Genomic DNA, 17,353 nt, shown 5'->3' with positions numbered 1-17,353 from the left:
AGGGAAGGCGCGTATTCTAGCCGGCCGCAGAGGTCGCTTTGGTCAGCATGCCTTTGGTCTCGATGAAGCGCACCACCTCGGCCAGGCCCGCGAGGGTTTTCAGGTTGGTCATCACGAAGGGGCGCAGGCCCTGGGGCGTGGTGCGCATGCGCACGGTGTCGGACTCCATCACCGACAGGTCGGCGCCCACGTGCGGCGCCAGGTCGGTCTTGTTGATGATGAACAGGTCGCTCTTGGTGATGCCGGGGCCGCCTTTGCGCGGGATCTTTTCGCCGGCAGCGACGTCGATCACGTAGATGGTCAGGTCCGACAGCTCGGGGCTGAAGGTGGCGGCCAGGTTGTCGCCGCCGCTCTCGACGAAGACCACGTCCGCATCCGGGAACTGCTCGAGCATGCGGTCGATGGCTTCCAGGTTGATCGACGCGTCTTCGCGGATCGCCGTGTGCGGGCAGCCGCCGGTCTCCACGCCCAGGATGCGCTCGGCGGGCAGGGCGCCGCTCACGGTCAGCAGGCGCTGGTCTTCCTTGGTGTAGATGTCGTTGGTGATGGCGATCAGGTCGTAGTCGTCGCGCATGGCCTTGCACAGCATTTCGAGCAGGGTGGTCTTGCCCGAGCCGACAGGGCCGCCGATGCCCACGCGCAGCGGGGGCAGGTGCTTGGTGCGGCGGGGGATGTGGTGCAGGGGGCTTGTCGTCGTGGTCATGATCTGAAAAGGCGTGAATACTGGGTTTCGTGCCGGGCCGAGAGGATGGCCAGCATGGGTGAAAAAGCCTGGCGCTCGCCGTCGGGCAGTGCCAGCGCGTGGGTGGCCGCACCGGGTATGGCCTGGGCCAGCCGGGCCAGGATGCGCTGGCCCGCGCTCTGGCCCAGCGACATGGACTTGAGCGCGGCCTGCACCATGTTCTCGGCCCAGCCGAAGGCAAAGGCCAGCAGCACATCGTAGACCGATGCCTCGGTGGTAGACGCTGCCAGCGCGAAGGCCACGGGATAGGTGGGGGGCAGGGCGGCCAGGGCCTGCACCGCCGGCATGCGCGCCGCGTCGCCCTGGTGCTGGTTGCGCAGCCAGTCGGCCAGCGAGCGGCCCATCTGCTCGGTCTGCAGGCGCAGCTCGCTGGTCTCGCGCGTGTGCAGCACCCAGTCGTTGAGTTCGCGCACATGCGCCATGTCGCCCTGGCGCCAGGCACCCACGGCCTGGGCCACCACGGCCATGTCGCCGCGCGCCTGGGTGATGTGCAACTGGTCCAGCAGCCAGGCGGCCACGGCCGCCTCGGAGGCCACGCCGGCCGTCTCGATGGCGCTTTCCAGCCCCTCGGAATAAGAGAAGCCGCCCACCGGCAGCGCGGGCGAGGCCAGCCAGATCAGCTGCAGCAGGCTGGCAGCTGGCAGGGCGGTGGGGGCTGGGGGCTCGCGCATCATGGTGGTGATCGTCGCTGCTGGCGGTGCCGGGCGGCGGGCCGCTCAGTGGGCATGACCGTGGCCGTCGCCATGGTCATGGTCATGGGGGTGATCGTGTGCGTGCCCAGCGTGTGCACCGTGCCCTTCGTGCGCATGGCCATGGTCGCCATGGTCATGGCCGTGGTGGCCGTGCCCGCCGCCATGCCCCGCCGCATAGGCGCCGCCCTCGGGCTCGAAGGCCATGTCTTTCGCGTGCACGATCAGGTGCATGGCGCGCAGCATGTCGGCCAGCACATGGTCGGGCTCGATCTTCAGGTGGTCGGGCTGCAGCTCGATGGGCACGTGGCGGTTGCCCAGGTGGTAGGCGGCGCGCGTCAGGTCGAACGGTGTGCCGTGGTTCTTGCAGTGGGTGATGTAGAGCACCGCCTGCGGCGCGGCCAGCACGCGCACCAGCGAGCCGTCTTCGGCCACCAGCACATCGCCGCCGCGCACAACCGTGCCACGGGGCAGGAAGACGCCCAGTTCGCGCCCGGCAGAGTCGGTGGCCGAAAAGCGGCTTTTCTGGCGCACGTCCCAGTCGAGCTCCACCGTGGTGGCGCGCTTGAGCAGCACGGGGGCCAGGCCGCGGCCCTGGGCAATGAGTTTGGAGGCCTGGATCATCGGATCAAATAAGGGTGCGGTGTCGGTTCAAAAGAGGAAATAGCGCTGCGCCATGGGCAGCAGCGTGGCCGGCTCGCAGGTCAGCAACTGGCCGTCGGCGCGCACCGTGTAGGTCTGTGCGTCCACCTCCATGCGCGGCGTGTAGTGGTTGTGCACCATGTGCTGCTTGCGCACGCCGCGGATGTTGCGCACGGCGACCAGCGTCTTGGCCAGGCCGAAGCGCTCGCCGATGCCTGCATTGAGCCCCGCCTGCGAGACGAAGGTCAGCGAGGTGCGCGCGATGGCACCGCCGAAGGCACCGAACATCGGCCGGTAGTGCACCGGCTGCGGCGTGGGGATGGAGGCATTCGGGTCGCCCATGGCCGCCATGGCGATGAAGCCGCCCTTCAAGATCAGCGCCGGCTTCACGCCGAAGAAGGCCGGTTTCCAGATCACGATGTCGGCCCACTTGCCGACCTCGATGGAGCCCACCTCGTGGCTGATGCCGTGCGCGATGGCCGGGTTGATGGTGTACTTGGCCACATAGCGCTTGATGCGCGTGTTGTCGTTGCGCGCGCTGTCGCCGTCGAGCGAGCCGCGCTGCGCCTTCATCTTGTGCGCCGTCTGCCAGGTGCGCAGGATCACCTCGCCCACCCGGCCCATGGCCTGGCTGTCGCTGCTCATCATGCTGATGGCGCCCAGGTCGTGCAGGATGTCTTCGGCCGCGATGGTCTCCTTGCGGATGCGGCTCTCGGCAAAGGCCAGGTCCTCGGCGATGCCGGCATCGAGGTGGTGGCACACCATGAGCATGTCCACATGCTCGTCCAGCGTGTTCACCGTGTAGGGCATGGTCGGGTTGGTGGACGAGGGCAAAAAGTTCGCCTCGCCCACCACGCGCAGGATGTCCGGCGCATGGCCGCCGCCCGCGCCTTCGGTGTGGAAGGCGCAGATACCGCGCCCGCCCACGGCGGCGATGGTGTTCTCGACAAAGCCGGATTCATTGAGCGTGTCGCTGTGGATGGCGACCTGCGTGTCCGTCTCTTCAGCCACATCCAGGCAGTTGCTGATGGCCGCGGGCGTCGTGCCCCAGTCCTCGTGCAGCTTCAGGCCAATGGCTCCCGCCTCGATCTGCTCGCGCAGCGGCGCCGGCAGGCTGGCATTGCCCTTGCCCAGAAAGCCCAGGTTCATCGGAAAGGCATCGGCCGACTGCAGCATGCGCTCCATGTTCCAGGTGCCGGATGTGCTGGTGGTGGCCAGCGTGCCCGTGGCCGGGCCCGTGCCGCCGCCCAGCATGGTGGTCACGCCCGAGGCCAGGGCCTCCTCGATCTGTTGTGGGCAGATGAAGTGGATGTGGCTGTCGATGCCGCCCGCGGTGACGATGTTGCCCTCGCAGCTGATGACCTCGGTGCCCGGGCCGATGATGATGTCCACCCCCGTCTGCGTATCGGGGTTGCCGGCCTTGCCGATGGCCACGATGCGCCCGCCCTTGAGGCCGATGTCCGCCTTCACGATGCCCGTGTGGTCGATGATGAGCGCATTGGTCAGCACAGTGTCCACGGCGCCGCCGTCGCGCGTGCGCTGGCTTTGCGCCATGCCGTCGCGGATGGTCTTGCCGCCGCCGAACTTCACCTCTTCGCCGTAGCCTCCGGCGCGCAGGGTGTAGTCCGCCTCCACCTCGGCGATCAGGTCGGTGTCGGCCAGGCGCACGCGGTCACCCACGGTGGGGCCGAACATCTCCGCATAGGCGCGTCGTCCAATGGTTGCCATGGTTCAAAACCTTTTGCTGGTGCCCGGCGCGGGGCTGGAAAGGGGGGTGGAGAAAAGGGCAGGGCGCTGCATCACAGCGGCCCCTGCACCAGCCCGCGAAAGCCGTACACCGTGCGGTCGCCCGCATAGTCCACCAGCTCCACGGTGCGCTCCTGCCCGGGCTCGAAGCGCACGGCCGTGCCCGAGGCGATGTTCAGCCGCATGCCGCGCGCAGCCTCGCGGTCGAAGCCCAGGGCGCCGTTGGTCTCGGCAAAGTGGTAGTGCGAACCGACCTGGATGGGCCGGTCCGCCGTGTTGCGCACCAGCACGGTCAGCGTGCGGCGCCCGGGGTTCAGGGCGTGTTCACCCGCGTCGATCAGCAGTTCGCCTGGGATCATGGTGGCGTGTCCTTGTCTGATGAAAAGGGAGGGGTCAGGCCAGTTGCAGCAGCATGGCGCCGCCCAGGGCGGCCACGCCGGCACCGGCCGCGCGGGTCAGCCACACGGTGCGGTGGCGCAGCGCCCAGCCCGCAGCCAGGCCCGCGCAGTGCAGCAGCACCGTGGCGCACAGCATGCCGGCCAGGGTCTGCCAGGCGCTGTCGCTGCCGGCCAGTTCGTAGCCGTGGGCCAGGCCGTGGAACAGCGCGAACACGCCCACGCCCAGTGCCGCCGCCAGGCCCGGCACGCGCAGGCGCGACGCCACCAGCAGCCCCGTGGCCAGCAGCGAGGCAGCGATCATCGGCTCCACCGCCGGCAGGGCCACACCCTGCAGGCCCATCACCGCGCCCACCAGCAGCAGGCTGGCAAAGCCCAGCGGGCCCCACAGCAGCTCGGGCCCGGCGCGGCGCGCGGCCAGCGCGCTCCACAGGCCCACGGCCACCATGGCGGCCAGGTGGTCCAGCCCGAACAGCGGGTGGGTGAAGCCGCTGAAGAAGTCGTTGTGCACGTGCGCGCCGCCATCGGTGTGGGCGCTGGCGGCCGTGGCCAGCGTGGCCAGGGCGATGAGGGCAAAGGAGCGGGATGCACGCATGAATTGGGTCTCCAGGAAGAAACTTAGACGATGGGTTGATGGACCGTGACCAGCTTGGTCCCGTCCGGAAAGGTGGCCTCGACCTGGATGTCCGGGATCATCTCGGCGATGCCGTCCATCACGTCGGCACGGGTCAGCACCGTGCGGCCTTCGCTCATGAGCTGGGCCACGGTCTTGCCGTCGCGTGCGCCCTCCATCACGGCGGCGCTGATCAGGGCCATGGCCTCGGGGTAATTCAGCTTCAGGCCCCGCGCCTTGCGGCGCTCGGCCAGCAGGGCCGCGGTGAAGATCAGCAGCTTGTCTTTTTCGCGGGGGGTGAGTTCCATGGTCTTGGAGGTGTGGTTATCGGGTAGGGCGGTGCGATGCCGTGCCGTGCGCTGGCGCAAGGGCCGGCCCTGGTCCGCACCATCATAGTGAGCAAGCCCCGTGCCGGCCATACGTCGATTGGCGCATCCGATCCCTTGGGCGTGGCGCCAGTGGCATGGAAACTGCACCATCACAGGGACTGCCGCCCCGCATCTCTTGACGCTCCTCCATGCCACCCACCACCGCCACCATCGCCTCGCCTGACGCGGGAGTTCCCGTACAGGGCGGTACGGACGTGGACGCCCAGGCCCCGCAGCAGGTCGTCAAGGTCCGGCGCGACTACAACAGCTGGGTGGCCACCGAGACCATGGAAGACTACGCGCTGCGCTACACGCCCCAGCGCTTTCGCAAGTGGTCCGAATGGCGCGTGGCCAACACCGCCTTCGGCGCGGCATCGTTCCTGATCCTCGAAGCTGTGGGCGCCACGCTGCTGGTGCAGTACGGCTTCGTCAACGCCTTCTGGGCCATCGTCGCCACGGGGCTCATCATCTTCCTGGCGGGCCTGCCCATCAGCGTCTACGCCGCCCGCTACGGGGTGGACATGGACCTGCTCACGCGCGGCGCGGGCTTCGGCTACATCGGCTCCACCCTCACCTCGCTGATCTACGCCTCCTTCACCTTCATCTTCTTCGCGCTCGAGGCGGCCGTCATGGCCTATGCGCTCGAGCTGGCGCTCGACATCCCGCCCACCTGGGGCTACCTGATCTGCGCCGTGGTGGTGATTCCGCTGGTCACCCACGGCGTCTCGGCCATCAGCCGGCTGCAGGTGTGGAGCCAGCCGCTGTGGCTGGTGATGCTGGTGGTGCCCTTCGTCTATGTCATTACGCACGATCCTGGTGCGTTCTTGGGCATATCGCACTATGGTGGTGAATCCGGGCGCGGCACTACCTTTCAATTGCCCTTGTTTGGTGCAGCACTCACGGTCGGCATTGCGCTCATTACCCAGATGGGGGAGCAGGCCGACTACCTGCGCTTCATGCCGGCCAGCACCCCCGCCACGCGCGGGCGCTGGTGGCTGGGGGTGCTGGCCGGCGGGCCCGGCTGGGTGGTGCTGGGAGTGCTCAAGATGCTGGGCGGCGCACTGCTGGCCTACCTGGCCCTTACCCACATGGTGCCGGCCGACCGCGCGGTAGACCCCAACCAGATGTACCTGGTGGCCTACGAATACGTCTTCCCGCACTACGGTTGGGCGGTGGCGGCCACGGCGCTGTTCGTGGTGGTCTCGCAGATGAAGATCAACGTCACCAACGCCTACGCGGGCTCGCTGGCCTGGTCCAACTTCTTCTCGCGCCTCACGCACAGCCACCCGGGGCGCGTGGTGTGGGTGGTGTTCAACACCCTCATCGCCTTCATGCTGATGGAGATGAACGTGTTTCGCGCCATGGGCGAGGTGCTGGGCCTGTACTCCAACATCGCCATCGCCTGGATCATGTCGGTGGTGGCCGACCTGGTCATCAACAAGCCCCTGGGCCTGTCGCCCAAGGGCATCGAGTTCAAGCGCGCACACCTGTACGACATCAACCCCGTGGGCGTGGGCTCCATGGCGTTGGCCTCCGTGCTGTCCATCAGCTCCCACCTGGGCCTGTTCGGCCCGCTGCCGCAGGCCTTCTCGGCCGTGATCGCCATGGCGGTGGCCTTCGTCACCGCGCCGCTCATTGCCTGGGCCACCGGGGGGCGCTACTACATCGCGCGCCGCTCTGAGGCGCCGGCCCTGGCGGATCTGCAGGCCGTGCCCATGCATGGCCCGGTCAGCGGCCAGGTGGCGGCCGACCTGGGCGGCGCCCTGCGCTACTCCGTGCAGCGCTGCGTGGTCTGCGAGCGCGAGTACGAGGCGCCCGACATGGCCCAGTGCCCCGCCTACGGCGGCGGCATCTGCTCGCTGTGCTGCACGCTCGACGCGCGCTGCGGCGACCTGTGCAAACCCCATGCGAGCATGGCGGTGCAGTGGTCGTCTGCCCTGCGCTGGGTGCTGCCGCGCGCCATCTGGCGCTACCTGGATACGGGCCTGGGCCACTTCCTGCTGCTGATGCTGGTGATTGGGCCGCTCCTGGCCTCCGTCATGGGGCTGCTGTACCACCAGGAGCTCAACACCATCGCCCAGGCCATGACCGACACCGAGGTGCTGGCCGCTCCCGAGGTGGCGCTGCGCTCGGGCCTGCTCAAGGCCTACCTGGCGCTGCTGGTCATCTCCGGCATCGTCGCCTGGTGGCTGGTGCTGGCGCACAAGAGCCGCCAGGTGGCGCAGGAGGAATCGAACCGCCAGACCGGCTTGCTGGTGCGCGAGATCGAGCTGCACCGCCAGACCGACGAGGCCCTGCAGAACGCCCGCAGCGTGGCCGAGCAGGCGCGCCAGGTGGCCGAGGAAGCCCAGCGCGCCGCCGACCAGGCCAACCAGGCCAAGAGCCGCTACATCAGCGCCATCAGCCACGAGATCCGCACCCCGCTCAACTCCATCCTGGGCTATGCCCAACTGATGGGCGAGGACGCCGGCGTGCCCCCACACCGCAAGCAGGCCGTGCACGTCATCCGCCGCGGCGGTGAGCACCTGCTGTCGCTGATCGAGGGCACGCTCGACATCGCGCGCATCGAATCGGGCAAGCTTACCCTCGACGTCACGCCCATGCGCTTTGCCGATGGCCTGCACGAGATGGCCAGCCTGTTTGAGCTGCAGGCCGCCGCCAAGGGCCTGGCCTTCCAGTTCGACGTGCAGGGCGTCATCCCCGAGGTGGTGCGCGCCGACGAAAAGCGCCTGCGCCAGATTCTCATCAACCTGCTGGGCAACGCCGTCAAGTTCACCGCCCACGGCCGCGTCACGCTGCGCGTGCGCTATGCCCGCGAAATCGCGCGCATCGACGTGCAGGACACGGGGCCGGGCCTGAGCGCCGACGAGATCGAGCGCATCTTCGAGCCCTTCGCGCGTGGCGGCAGCGCAGGGGCCGTGGCCGCCACGCCCGGTGCCGGCCTGGGCCTGACCATTGCCAAGATGCTCACCGCGCTCATGGGCGGCGAGCTCACCGTCACCAGCGAGCCGGGGCTGGGCTCGGTGTTCCACGTCAAGCTGTTCCTGCCCGAGGTGCATGCCGATGCCCTGGGCAAGGCCGCAGCAGCGCCCTTGGCGCGGGTGCAGCGGGTGCGCAGGGGCTACGCAGGCGAGCGCCGCCGCATCCTCGTGGTCGACAACGAAGAGCCCGACCGCGAGCTGCTGGTGCAACTGCTCGAACCCCTGGGCTTCGAGCTGCGCCAGGCCGCCAGCGGCCACGACGCGCTCGACCTGCTGGCCACCGGCTACCGCCCGCACGCCATCTTCATGGACCTGGCCATGCCCGGCATCGACGGGTGGGAGACCCTGCGGCGCGTGCGGCAGATGCATTTGCCTGAAGTCCACTGCGCCATCGTGTCTGCGAATGCCTTCGACAAGGCATTGGACAACGACGTGGACATCCGCCCAGAGGACTTCATCGTCAAGCCGGTGCGCCACAGCGAGCTGCTCGACTGGCTGGAGCGGCGCCTGGCGCTGCAGTGGCTGGGCGAATCCGGGCCCGCGCCAGCACTTGCCGCTCCCAACGCGGCTGCGGCGGGCGGTGGGCTGCTGACCTACCCCGATTCGGGCGCTCTGGCTGCGCTGTCGCAGGCGGTGTCGCTGGGCTACTACCGTGGCATCCTCAACGCCCTGGAAGACATCGAGCGCCACCAACCCGCCCACGGCGCTTTCGTGCATACCATGCGCGGGTTGGCCCGGCAGTTCCAGTTCGACGCCATGGGGCAGATACTTGAGCAGGCACCACCGAGAACACCGCAGTACCCACCACCGGACTCCTGGCCGCATCTTCCCCCGCCGACGCGCTCGACCGGGGTGACAGCGACGTCGTGCTCATCGTCGACGACGTGCCCGACAACCTGGCCGTGCTGCACGATGCGCTCGACGAATCGGGTTACACCGTGCTCGTCGCCATGCATGGCGAGGCCGCGCTGCAGCGCGCTGCCCGGGCCCTGCCCGACATCGTGCTGCTCGACGCCATGATGCCCGGCATGGACGGCTTCGAGGTCGCGCGGCGCCTGAAGGCGTCGCCCCTGACGGCGCACATCCCCATCATCTTCCTGACCGGCCTGACCGAGACCGAGCACCTGGTGGCCGCGCTGGAGGCGGGTGGGGTGGACTACGTCACCAAGCCCATCAAGCCGCGCGAAGTGATGGCGCGCATGGGCGTGCACCTGGGCGCCGCGCGCAAGGCGCGGGCAGATGCCAGCCAGGCGCGCGAGGCGCGCAACGCGCTCGACGCCTTCGGTTATGCCAGCATCACCGTGCGCGCGGTGGACGGGCGCATCGTCTGGCAGACGCCGCTGGCGCGCGAGCTGCTCAAGGCCTATTTCGGCGAGGCCAGCCCCTGGGCGCCCGAGCAGGTGCAGGCCTGGCTGCGCCGCCACGTGCTGGCCGAGAACGCCGCCGAACTGCTGGCCCATGCCCAGGCCGAGCCCCCGCGCCTGGCCATCGACCAGGGAGCGCGCCGCCTGACCTTCCGCCTGCACCAGCAGGCCGGCGACAGCGAGGGCGGGGGCGACTGGCTGATCGTGATGCGCGAGGTGTCCGACGCCAAGATCATCGAATCCATGAGCCTGGCCTTCAAGCTCACCGCGCGCGAGGCCGAGGTGCTGTACTGGGTCGTCAAGGGCAAGATCAACCGCGACATCGGCGACATCCTGGGCGCCAGCCCCGCCACCGTCAAGAAGCACCTGGAGCGCGTGTTCGCCAAGCTCGGCGTGGAGACGCGCACGGCGGCGGCGGGCATGGCGATGAACCGCATCCGGCAGCTGCACCCGCAGTTCGAGGGTTAGCGGCCTACAGCCTTCTCCAACTGCGCCTTGTTCATCTTCGAGCGGCCTTTGATGCCCTTGCGTTTGGCGTCTTCATAGAGCTGCTCGCGCGTGCGGCCCTGCGCGCCCTGGTGCGAGCGCTGGCCGCCGCGTACCGGAGCGGGTGTGTCCTTCAGGGTCTTGGGGTTGGCCTTCTCGGCCTCGCCGTGCTGTGCGCGTTCCTTGTTCACGGTGCGCGCGGCAATCTGCTCGGCCGTGCGCTCGCTCTTGCCGCGCTCGAGCAGGCTGTCCTTGATGTGGCTGTACTGGCGTTCGCGCTTGGCGCTCCAACGGGTCTGGGGCATGGGGTCCTCCATGGTGGTGTGTCCAGAACCCCAATCTATGCGCCATGGCGCGCGGCCCGGATAGGACGGCCCATTGGCCCGGTGTAGGACAGGCCTACGACCCCCTGCGCCCTGCGCACCCGCGTCACGATGCGGTTGCGCGCCATGGGTGGCACGCCCAGGTGTCGCGCCAGGGCCTGTTCGCGGATGCGTGCGGCCACGCATACAAGGCTTCGAACTCCATCGATCCCAGAGAGACGCGCCACTACCCGCCAGGGAGACAGGCCTGTCAGGCAACTTCGCACCAGGCCTGTCCGAAAAAAAGAGACAGGGTTTCCATCCCCGCCCCGACTCAAGAAAACCGGAGCGGCCTCTACAGTGGAATTGCGCTATTTGCCAATTTTTTCTTGTCACCGAGGCCCGATCATGTTTGAGTCCATCGCCACAGCTCCCGCCCCCACCGTGCGTGTGCATCCGCCGCTGCCGTCGCGGGCCTTTGGCGTGGCATCCAAGGAGCGCGAGGCGCGCACTGCCTTGCGCCCCACGCGCATGGACGCGCTCAACCGCCTGGCCGCCAAGGAAGAACGCCTGCCCTTCTGGGTGCGCCTGGTCAGGAACGAGGCTGACCTGCGCAAGGCCGTGCACATCCGCCACGCGGCCTATGCGCGCCATGTGCCCGACCTGGCACACCAACTGCAGGAGCCCGAGGCCACGGACTATGAGGACGGGGTCGTGGTGCTGCTGGCCGAGTCCAAGCTCGACGGCTCTCCCTTGGGTACTGCACGCATCCAGAGCAACCGCTTTCGCGCGCTCAGTGTGGAGCAGTCGGTCGAGCTGCCGGCATGGATGGACGGCATGCACCTGGCCGAAGTGACGCGCCTGGGCATCGTTGGCGGCACCATGGGCCGCTTGGTGAAGACGGTGCTCATCAAGGCCGCCTTCCAATACTGCGAGCGCCAGGGCATCGAGCAGGCGATTGCCGCTGGCCGCGCCCCCATCGACCGGCACTATGAGCAACTGCTGTTCGAAGACCTGTTCCCTGCCACGGGCTTCATTCCCCTGGCCCACGCGGGCAACCTGCCGCACCGGGTGATGGCCTTCGACATCGACAGCGGCCCGGCACGCTGGCAGCAGGCGCAGCACCCGGCGCTCAACTTCTTTTGCCACACCCGCCATCCGGACATCGACATGGGCCCGGTGCCTGTACATGGCCTGCCCGCCAGCAACAAGCCGGCCGTGGTGGCGCCGACCCCGCGCCGTGTGTCGGCCAGTGGCCGAGGACGGGAACTGCCCCCGCGCATGAGCAACCGGGCATTTGCCTGAGCAACCCCACCCCCGGTGGGTGGGGTGAAAGCTGCGCCCCGGGCCCTCCAAAAAAATCACCTGTTGGTAAAAAGGCCACACCTGCCGTGGCCTTTTTTGTGTCCGTTGCTTTGTAAACTCGCACAAAAAGGGGGAACGCGCAAAGACTTGCGATGCAGGCCGTGTGTTCCGTGACAAGATGGAAGATTGCGCGTGGTCGCGGCCTTGCTCGACCCTGTACCACGTGCCATCCAGCGCGTGGCCGTGGGGGCTGCGCAACCACACAAAACCATGGGGTCACCGCGATTGCAGGAGCACGCACGGCAAGGGGTTCGGCGCGGCGTAGTCTTTGTGGACTGGCTGCTGCGCACGATGTCCATCTACATCATTCCCATCGCCATGGCTGGCGTGGCGGTGTGGGCGTTGCTGTTCTGGCAGAGCAATTACCTGTCGGCCGGCGGCCACACCTTGATGATGCGCGTGCTGCCACAGGCGGCCGCAGAACTCACCCCTGAGCAGGCCCTGGCCGCGCTGGCGAACCGGCCACTCAAGTCCTTCCACGATACCAACCTGTCCGAGGCACCCGTATGGCTGCTGGTGGACCTGCCGGTCTCGATGGCGCAGCCACCCTCGCTGCTGTTCCCCTCGCGCCACGCCGTGGCCATGGCCTGCTGGGACGGCACGAGCCTGGTATCGCTGGGCCAGGCCACGCGTGAGCAGGCCAGTGGCAGCCTGATCCCCATGAAGGCGGGTTTTGGCCTGCCCGAGGCCAGCGCGGGCCTGCGCGTGCTCTGCCGCGCTGCGTTCGTCGGGCCTGCACGCCTGCAGGCCGACTGGTGGGCACAGGCCGATCTCCAGGCCTCGGTGCTGGAGTTCCACCGCAACCTGGGCCTGCTCGAAGGTGGCCTGGTGGTGCTGGGCATGTTCGTGCTGATGACGGCGCTGATCAACCGGCAGTCGCTGTACGTGCTGTTTGCCGCCTGGTTGGTGGTCACGCTGCGGGTGGGGGCCATCTCTGCCGGCTGGGACGTGCAGTGGCTGGGCCACCTGGTGCCCACGCCCTGGCTGTTTCCGACCCGTGCGCTCACCGTGGCGGTGTACGGTTTTCTGACCATCACGCTCTACAAGAGCCTGTTCCAGGAAGACCTGGACCGTTCGCGCCTGGGGCCCTGGATACGCGGCGCGCAGTGGGCCTGCATTCCCCTGCTGCTGGCCGCCGTGTTCCTGCCCTACGGCCTGTACCTGCAGATGATGTGGGTGTCCACCGGCCTGGGCCTGTTGCTGATGACGGTGAGCCTGGTGCGCATCGTGTTCAAGACCCGCTCGCGCGTGGCCATGTGGTACGGCGCATCGCTTGGGGTCACCTTCCTGTCGAGCTTTTCGGAGATCGTGGCGGCGGCCTATGGCATGAAGGTGCTGGTGGGCACCGTGAACCACGTCACGGCAGCCCTGTCGTCGAGCCTGCTGGCGGCGCTGGCGATTGCCGAGCAGATGCGCCAGGAGCACGTCAAGCGCCTGGAGGTGCAGGCCCAGCTGCAATATGCCTACGAGGCCATGCCCATCGGCCTGTTCACGCTCGATCTGCAGGGCCGCTTCCTGAGCGCCAACCCTGCGCTGGTGGACATGCTGGGCGATGGCCTGCTGGAGAACGGCGGGCGCACCTGGCGTGCGCAGTTCGGCGACGCGGCCTGGCTGCAGCTCGACCAGATGGTGCACAGCCAGTCCGAAACAGAAACCGAGTTTGCCGTGAACGGGCGCGATGATGGCGAACTGACCCGGCGCTTCATGGTGCGTGCCACCCAGGCGCGCGGCCGCATCGAAGGCTCGCTGCAGGACGTGACCGAGAAATCGCGTGCCACCGAGAACCTGCGCGTGCTGGCCCACCACGATGCGCTCACGCGCGTGCTCAACCGCCGGGGCATCGAGCAGGTGCTCGAATCGGCCCTGGCGCAGCGCAACCAGGGCAAGCCGCTGGCGCTGGCCTACCTGGACCTGGACCGCTTCAAGCTCATCAACGACCTGTTTGGCCATGCGGCTGGCGACGATGTGCTGCAGCAGGTGTGCGCGCGCGTCTCGCAGATGCTGTCGGGCAACATGCAGATCGGTCGCGTGGGGGGCGATGAGTTCCTGATCGTCTTTCCGGACACCCACATCACGCTGGCCCGGCTCATCAGCCAGGGCATCGTTGCCAGCATCTGCACCAGCCCCTACCGGGTGGGGGCGCGCTCGTTCCACGTGCGCGGCTCCATCGGCCTCATCGAAGTGGCGCCGGGCAGCACCATCCGCGACGTCGTCTCCACCGCCGACCATGCCTGCCGCGATGCCAAGCGCGGCCTGCAGCAGGGCCTGGCGGTGTACGAGCGCGACGCGCCCGGCCTGATTGCCCACGAGACGGAGATGAAGCTGGTGGAGCGCCTGTCGTCCGATGAGCGCATCGAGGGCCTGTACCTGGAAATGCAGCCCATCATGTCGCTCACGGCCCCCACCGAGTCGCTCAACTTCGAGGTGCTGCTGCGCATGCGCGATGCCAGCGGCGCGCTGGTGCCCACACCGCGCCTGATCGCCGCAGGCGAGCACAGCGGGCGCATGGGCGTCATCGACCGTTGGGTGCTGGGCACGGTGTTCGAGTGGCTGGGCAAGCACCATGGCCAGCTGGGGCGCACCCAGTTCGTGTGCCTGAACCTGAGCGGTGCTTCGCTCAACGACGAGGCTTTCATCGACGACGTGTTCGCGCTGTTCGACGAGCACCCCCACCTGGCCAGCTGGCTGTGCCTGGAAATCACCGAGAGCGTGGCCCTGCACGACCTGGAGAACACGCGCCGCTTCATCAGCCAGGTGCGCTCTTACGGCGCCAAGGTGGCGCTCGACGACTTCGGTGCCGGCTACACCTCGTTCTCGTACCTCAAGGACCTGCCCTCCGACCTGCTCAAGATCGACGGCAACTTCATCGTCAACATGAACCGCCACCCGGCCAATGTGGCCATCGTCGAGGCCATTGTGAGCCTGGCGCGCAACCTGGGCATGAAGACCATCGCCGAATGGGCCGAGGACCAGGCCACGGTGCAGACCCTGGCCGAGATCGGCGTGGACTACGTGCAAGGCTTCATCGTGGCGCGGCCCCAGTCGCCCGAGGTGCTGCTGACTGCGTCCTCTGCCGCCAGCTTCATCGAAGACCCGCAGCTCCTGCAGTTCGTGCAGATGCTCGGTGCTTCGGGCCCACCATCGGGGCAGGGCGGGCTGTTCGGCGAGCGCCGCTCCGACTCCTCTGGCCACTGACGCCCGCAGCTGCGGCGGTCAGGGCACGATCAGCCGCGCCACATCGCGCGCCATGCCTGAGGGCTCGCGCTCCAGGTGCTCGACCAGGCTGCGCCGGTCGGCCTCGGTGCGTTGCTGCGACAAAAAGCGCTTGCCTTCCAATGCCGTGATTTCGATCTCGAACCCCACCAGGTGCCGCGCCGCGCCCTCCACGTAGTCGGGAGCGGCCATGTCCAGCGACCAGGGCTCGACGCGGCTGGCCTCCTGCGCGGCGGTGAGTGCGGTCAGGTGGGCGAGTACCCATTCCGGGTCATCCTCCACCCAGCGCAGGCGCCCGCGCACCTGCACGGCCACGTAGTTCCAGCTCGGTGCCAGGCGTGCGCTGCGCTGGCCATTCACGTACCAGCGTGGCGAGATGTAGGCGTTGGGGCCCTGGAAAAGCGCGATCAGGCTGTCGCCTTCGCCCATCTGCTGGCGCAGGGAATGGCTGCGCACCACGTGGCCCCGCAGGCAGGCCACAGCTCCGTCGGGCGTATGCAGCTCCAGTGGCAGCAAGTGAACGTCGCTGGCACCTGCCGCGCTGGTGGTGACCAGGGTGGCCAGCGGATAGGCCGCCATCAGTGGGTGCAGCGTGGCGGGGTCGTTCTCGGCGAAAAGGGGCAGGGTGTGCATGGCGATGGAAATCTGGCGGGCAGTGGTGGCGCCCAGTATGGGTTGCCGCGCGCCCGGGGTATTGAACGTTGCGGCCAAGCCCGCTTGGGGCCCTCATTCCAGCACCAGCGTGCGCGCCAGGTGGGCATACACCGTGGCCACGCGGCTCAGGTGCCGCGCCTCAGGGTGGGTGAGCAGCCACAGCCCGGTTTCGCATTCATCGAGCGCCTCGGTCAGCGCCACCAGGCCTGGATGCGCGTGGGCCAGGAAGACCGGCAGCACCCCCACCCCCAGCCCCAGTGCCACGAGTTCCATCACGGTGAGGATGCTGTTCACGCGGTAGCTTGCCACCGCCTTCGGAAAATGCCGCTTGCGCCACAGCACCGAGGTGTGGTCGGGCAGTGCATCGTCGGGCGCCACCCACAAGGCCTGTCCTGCCTGGATATCGGCATAGCGCTGCATGGGCCCCTGCCGGGCGGCGTACAGGGCCATGCGGATGGGGCCCACCTGCCGGCCCACCAAGTGGGGCGGCGGGCGGCGCGTGGCGCGTACGGCAATGTCCGTGTCACGCCGGGTCAGGCTGGCAAGGTCGTTGCCGGCGTGCAGCTCGAACTGCAGCAGCGGGTGCTGCCCCTGCAGCGCCGCCAGCGCAGGCGCCACCAGGCCGTGCAGGATGGTGTCGGTGGTGGTGATGCGCACCGTGCCCGACACACGCTCGGGTTGTATCTGCGCGGCGGAGCGGGCCGATTCAAGGGCCGACTCCAGGTGCTCGGCATGCCCGGCCAGGGTCTGGGCCAGCTCCAGCGGCTGGTAGCCCGTGCGCGAGCGCGTGAACAGCGCCTGCCCCAGCCCGCGTTCGATGCGCTGCAGCGTGCGGAACACCGTGGACGGGTCCACGCCCAGGCGTTCCCCGGCACCTGCCAGCGTGCCGGCGCGCACCAGGGCCAGCACGTTCTCCAGATCGCTGGCACCCAACTGGTAGGGCGTGGCTTGTTGTTGCGTTGGTGCAATCATGGTTTGCGGCGATGCGTATTTTGATTTCGTCGGCGCAATCATAGATTCAGGGCTCCCACCCTTCAAGGACCACCATGCCGCACCCACTCACCCTCATCAGCCATCCCCTTTGCCCCTATGTCCAGCGGGCCGCCATCGCGCTGGCGGAAAAGGGCGTCGCCTTCGAGCGCATCGACATCGACCTAGCCGACAAGCCCGCCTGGTTCCTGGCCATCTCGCCACTGGGCAAGACGCCGGTGCTGCTGGTGGATGGCCAGCCGGTGTTCGAATCGGCCGTGATCTGCGAATACCTGGACGAGACCACCGCGCCCCGCCTGCACCCGCAGGACGCGCTGGCCCGGGCGCGGCACCGCGGCTGGATGGAGTTTGGCTCGGCCGTGCTCTCGGCCATCGGCACGTTCTACAACGCCCCCGACGACACGGCGCTGGCCAGTCGGGCCGGGGAGATCCGGCGCCTGCTCGCGCAGGTCGAGGTGCAGTTGGGCATGCAGCAGGAAGCGGGCCCTTACTTTGCGGGAGAAGCTTTCACGCTGGTCGATGCGGTGTTCGGCCCCGTGTTCCGCTACTTCGATGTGTTCGATCCGATCGGTGACTTCGGTGTGTTCACAGGCCTGCCACGCGTGGCGGCCTGGCGCGCGGTGCTGGCGGCCCGGCCTTCGGTGCAGGGCGCCGTGGGCGCAGATTATGCGGACCGGCTTCGCGTGTTTCTGCGTGCGCGCCAGGGGGCGCTGGCCCGGCGGATGGAGCTTGCCATACCGCTTCCACCACCGGCACGGCCTCGGGCAGCGCAGGCGTGAAGCCACCGAGCCGGCGGAACTGGC

Annotated in this window: 16 protein-coding genes; 5 read left to right on the top strand and 11 right to left on the bottom strand. The window is 68.3% G+C overall.

Annotated features, from left to right (window positions below):
- Positions 1 to 16 precede the first annotated feature (16 nt).
- The 7 genes from ureG to ACSQ9E_RS23220 all read right to left on the bottom strand — a co-directional run bounded on the left by ureG (position 17) and on the right by ACSQ9E_RS23220 (position 5,135).
- Positions 17 to 703, bottom strand: coding sequence for an urease accessory protein UreG (ureG, locus tag ACSQ9E_RS23250; protein WP_436219308.1), 687 nt, complete (start codon positions 701 to 703; stop codon positions 17 to 19).
- Positions 700 to 1,416 carry an urease accessory protein UreF gene (locus tag ACSQ9E_RS23245; RefSeq protein ID WP_436219307.1) on the bottom strand — a complete coding sequence of 239 codons (717 nt, stop codon included), beginning with the start codon at positions 1,414 to 1,416 and terminating at the stop codon, positions 700 to 702. Before ACSQ9E_RS23245 ends, ureG begins: the two co-directional genes overlap by 4 nt.
- A gap of 42 nt (positions 1,417 to 1,458) precedes the next feature.
- Positions 1,459 to 2,055, bottom strand: coding sequence for an urease accessory protein UreE (gene ureE, locus ACSQ9E_RS23240; RefSeq protein WP_436219306.1), 597 nt, complete (start codon positions 2,053 to 2,055; stop codon positions 1,459 to 1,461).
- 27 nt (positions 2,056 to 2,082) lie between these two features.
- Positions 2,083 to 3,801 (bottom strand): urease subunit alpha, encoded by a 1,719-nt coding sequence (gene ureC, locus ACSQ9E_RS23235; protein ID WP_057201499.1) that lies wholly within the window; start codon positions 3,799 to 3,801, stop codon positions 2,083 to 2,085.
- 71 nt (positions 3,802 to 3,872) lie between these two features.
- Positions 3,873 to 4,178, bottom strand: coding sequence for an urease subunit beta (locus ACSQ9E_RS23230; protein WP_057201498.1), 306 nt, complete (start codon positions 4,176 to 4,178; stop codon positions 3,873 to 3,875).
- Between the two features lie 34 nt (positions 4,179 to 4,212).
- Positions 4,213 to 4,809 (bottom strand): HupE/UreJ family protein, encoded by a 597-nt coding sequence (locus tag ACSQ9E_RS23225; protein WP_436219305.1) that lies wholly within the window; start codon positions 4,807 to 4,809, stop codon positions 4,213 to 4,215.
- A gap of 23 nt (positions 4,810 to 4,832) precedes the next feature.
- Complete coding sequence (locus ACSQ9E_RS23220; RefSeq protein WP_055399013.1) at positions 4,833 to 5,135, bottom strand: urease subunit gamma; 303 nt, start codon at positions 5,133 to 5,135, stop codon at positions 4,833 to 4,835.
- 209 nt (positions 5,136 to 5,344) lie between these two features.
- On the opposite strand from ACSQ9E_RS23220, the gene ACSQ9E_RS23215 reads away from it, so the two are divergent.
- Together ACSQ9E_RS23215 and ACSQ9E_RS23210 are read left to right on the top strand one after the other, a co-directional pair.
- On the top strand, positions 5,345 to 9,196 hold the full coding sequence (locus ACSQ9E_RS23215) for a hybrid sensor histidine kinase/response regulator (protein WP_436219304.1): 3,852 nt from the start codon (positions 5,345 to 5,347) through the stop codon (positions 9,194 to 9,196).
- Complete coding sequence (locus ACSQ9E_RS23210) at positions 9,079 to 10,008, top strand: response regulator (protein WP_436220255.1); 930 nt, start codon at positions 9,079 to 9,081, stop codon at positions 10,006 to 10,008. Before ACSQ9E_RS23215 ends, ACSQ9E_RS23210 begins: the two co-directional genes overlap by 118 nt.
- Here ACSQ9E_RS23210 and ACSQ9E_RS23205 read toward each other — a convergent pair.
- Positions 10,005 to 10,331: a plasmid stabilization protein gene (locus tag ACSQ9E_RS23205; RefSeq protein WP_436219303.1), complete on the bottom strand. Its 327-nt coding sequence runs from the start codon at positions 10,329 to 10,331 to the stop codon at positions 10,005 to 10,007. The two genes, ACSQ9E_RS23210 and ACSQ9E_RS23205, sit on opposite strands and share 4 nt — an antisense overlap.
- Positions 10,332 to 10,366: 35 nt before the next feature.
- A complete protein-coding gene (locus ACSQ9E_RS23200) occupies positions 10,367 to 10,531 on the bottom strand; it encodes a hypothetical protein (RefSeq protein ID WP_157421862.1) in 165 nt (54 codons plus the stop codon).
- A gap of 205 nt (positions 10,532 to 10,736) precedes the next feature.
- Here ACSQ9E_RS23200 and ACSQ9E_RS23195 point away from each other — a divergent pair, with 205 nt between their 5' ends.
- Both ACSQ9E_RS23195 and ACSQ9E_RS23190 read left to right on the top strand, forming a co-directional pair.
- Positions 10,737 to 11,633, top strand: coding sequence for a hypothetical protein (locus ACSQ9E_RS23195; protein ID WP_057264927.1), 897 nt, complete (start codon positions 10,737 to 10,739; stop codon positions 11,631 to 11,633).
- Positions 11,634 to 11,903: 270 nt separating this feature from the next.
- A complete protein-coding gene (locus ACSQ9E_RS23190) occupies positions 11,904 to 14,888 on the top strand; it encodes an EAL domain-containing protein (protein ID WP_436219302.1) in 2,985 nt (994 codons plus the stop codon).
- A gap of 18 nt (positions 14,889 to 14,906) precedes the next feature.
- On the opposite strand, the gene ACSQ9E_RS23185 is transcribed toward ACSQ9E_RS23190, so the two are convergent.
- A complete protein-coding gene (locus ACSQ9E_RS23185) occupies positions 14,907 to 15,539 on the bottom strand; it encodes an FMN-binding negative transcriptional regulator (RefSeq protein ID WP_436219301.1) in 633 nt (210 codons plus the stop codon).
- Between the two features lie 93 nt (positions 15,540 to 15,632).
- The gene (locus ACSQ9E_RS23180) at positions 15,633 to 16,532 is read right to left on the bottom strand and encodes a LysR family transcriptional regulator (RefSeq protein ID WP_436219300.1); all 900 of its coding nucleotides are present in this window, start codon (positions 16,530 to 16,532) and stop codon (positions 15,633 to 15,635) included.
- Between the two features lie 74 nt (positions 16,533 to 16,606).
- Between ACSQ9E_RS23180 and ACSQ9E_RS23175 the strand changes: the two genes are divergently transcribed.
- Positions 16,607 to 17,329, top strand: a complete 723-nt coding sequence (locus ACSQ9E_RS23175) for a glutathione S-transferase family protein (protein WP_436219299.1) — start codon at positions 16,607 to 16,609, stop codon at positions 17,327 to 17,329.
- The last annotated feature ends 24 nt before the right edge of the window (positions 17,330 to 17,353 follow it).

The organism is Acidovorax sp. LjRoot118, from assembly GCF_964253575.1.
Lineage (GTDB): Bacteria > Pseudomonadota > Gammaproteobacteria > Burkholderiales > Burkholderiaceae_C > Acidovorax.
Note: the sequence above shows the minus strand (reverse complement) of the source record. Positions and strands in the feature narration are given on the sequence as shown.

Excerpts from the sequence above, each read along its gene's own strand:
- ACSQ9E_RS23205 (WP_436219303.1), bottom strand. The coding sequence starts at position 10,331 with ATGCCCCAGACCCGTTGGAGCGCCAAGCGCGAACGCCAGTACAGCCAC.
- ACSQ9E_RS23185 (WP_436219301.1), bottom strand. The coding sequence starts at position 15,539 with ATGCACACCCTGCCCCTTTTCGCCGAGAACGACCCCGCCACGCTGCAC.
- ureE (WP_436219306.1), bottom strand. The coding sequence starts at position 2,055 with ATGATCCAGGCCTCCAAACTCATTGCCCAGGGCCGCGGCCTGGCCCCC.
- ACSQ9E_RS23190 (WP_436219302.1), top strand. The coding sequence starts at position 11,904 with ATGGGGTCACCGCGATTGCAGGAGCACGCACGGCAAGGGGTTCGGCGC.
- ACSQ9E_RS23180 (WP_436219300.1), bottom strand. The coding sequence starts at position 16,532 with ATGATTGCACCAACGCAACAACAAGCCACGCCCTACCAGTTGGGTGCC.
- ACSQ9E_RS23215 (WP_436219304.1), top strand. The coding sequence starts at position 5,345 with ATGCCACCCACCACCGCCACCATCGCCTCGCCTGACGCGGGAGTTCCC.
- ACSQ9E_RS23195 (WP_057264927.1), top strand. The coding sequence starts at position 10,737 with ATGTTTGAGTCCATCGCCACAGCTCCCGCCCCCACCGTGCGTGTGCAT.
- ACSQ9E_RS23175 (WP_436219299.1), top strand. The coding sequence starts at position 16,607 with ATGCCGCACCCACTCACCCTCATCAGCCATCCCCTTTGCCCCTATGTC.
- ACSQ9E_RS23225 (WP_436219305.1), bottom strand. The coding sequence starts at position 4,809 with ATGCGTGCATCCCGCTCCTTTGCCCTCATCGCCCTGGCCACGCTGGCC.
- ACSQ9E_RS23220 (WP_055399013.1), bottom strand. The coding sequence starts at position 5,135 with ATGGAACTCACCCCCCGCGAAAAAGACAAGCTGCTGATCTTCACCGCG.
- ACSQ9E_RS23245 (WP_436219307.1), bottom strand. The coding sequence starts at position 1,416 with ATGATGCGCGAGCCCCCAGCCCCCACCGCCCTGCCAGCTGCCAGCCTG.
- ACSQ9E_RS23230 (WP_057201498.1), bottom strand. The coding sequence starts at position 4,178 with ATGATCCCAGGCGAACTGCTGATCGACGCGGGTGAACACGCCCTGAAC.
- ureC (WP_057201499.1), bottom strand. The coding sequence starts at position 3,801 with ATGGCAACCATTGGACGACGCGCCTATGCGGAGATGTTCGGCCCCACC.
- ureG (WP_436219308.1), bottom strand. The coding sequence starts at position 703 with ATGACCACGACGACAAGCCCCCTGCACCACATCCCCCGCCGCACCAAG.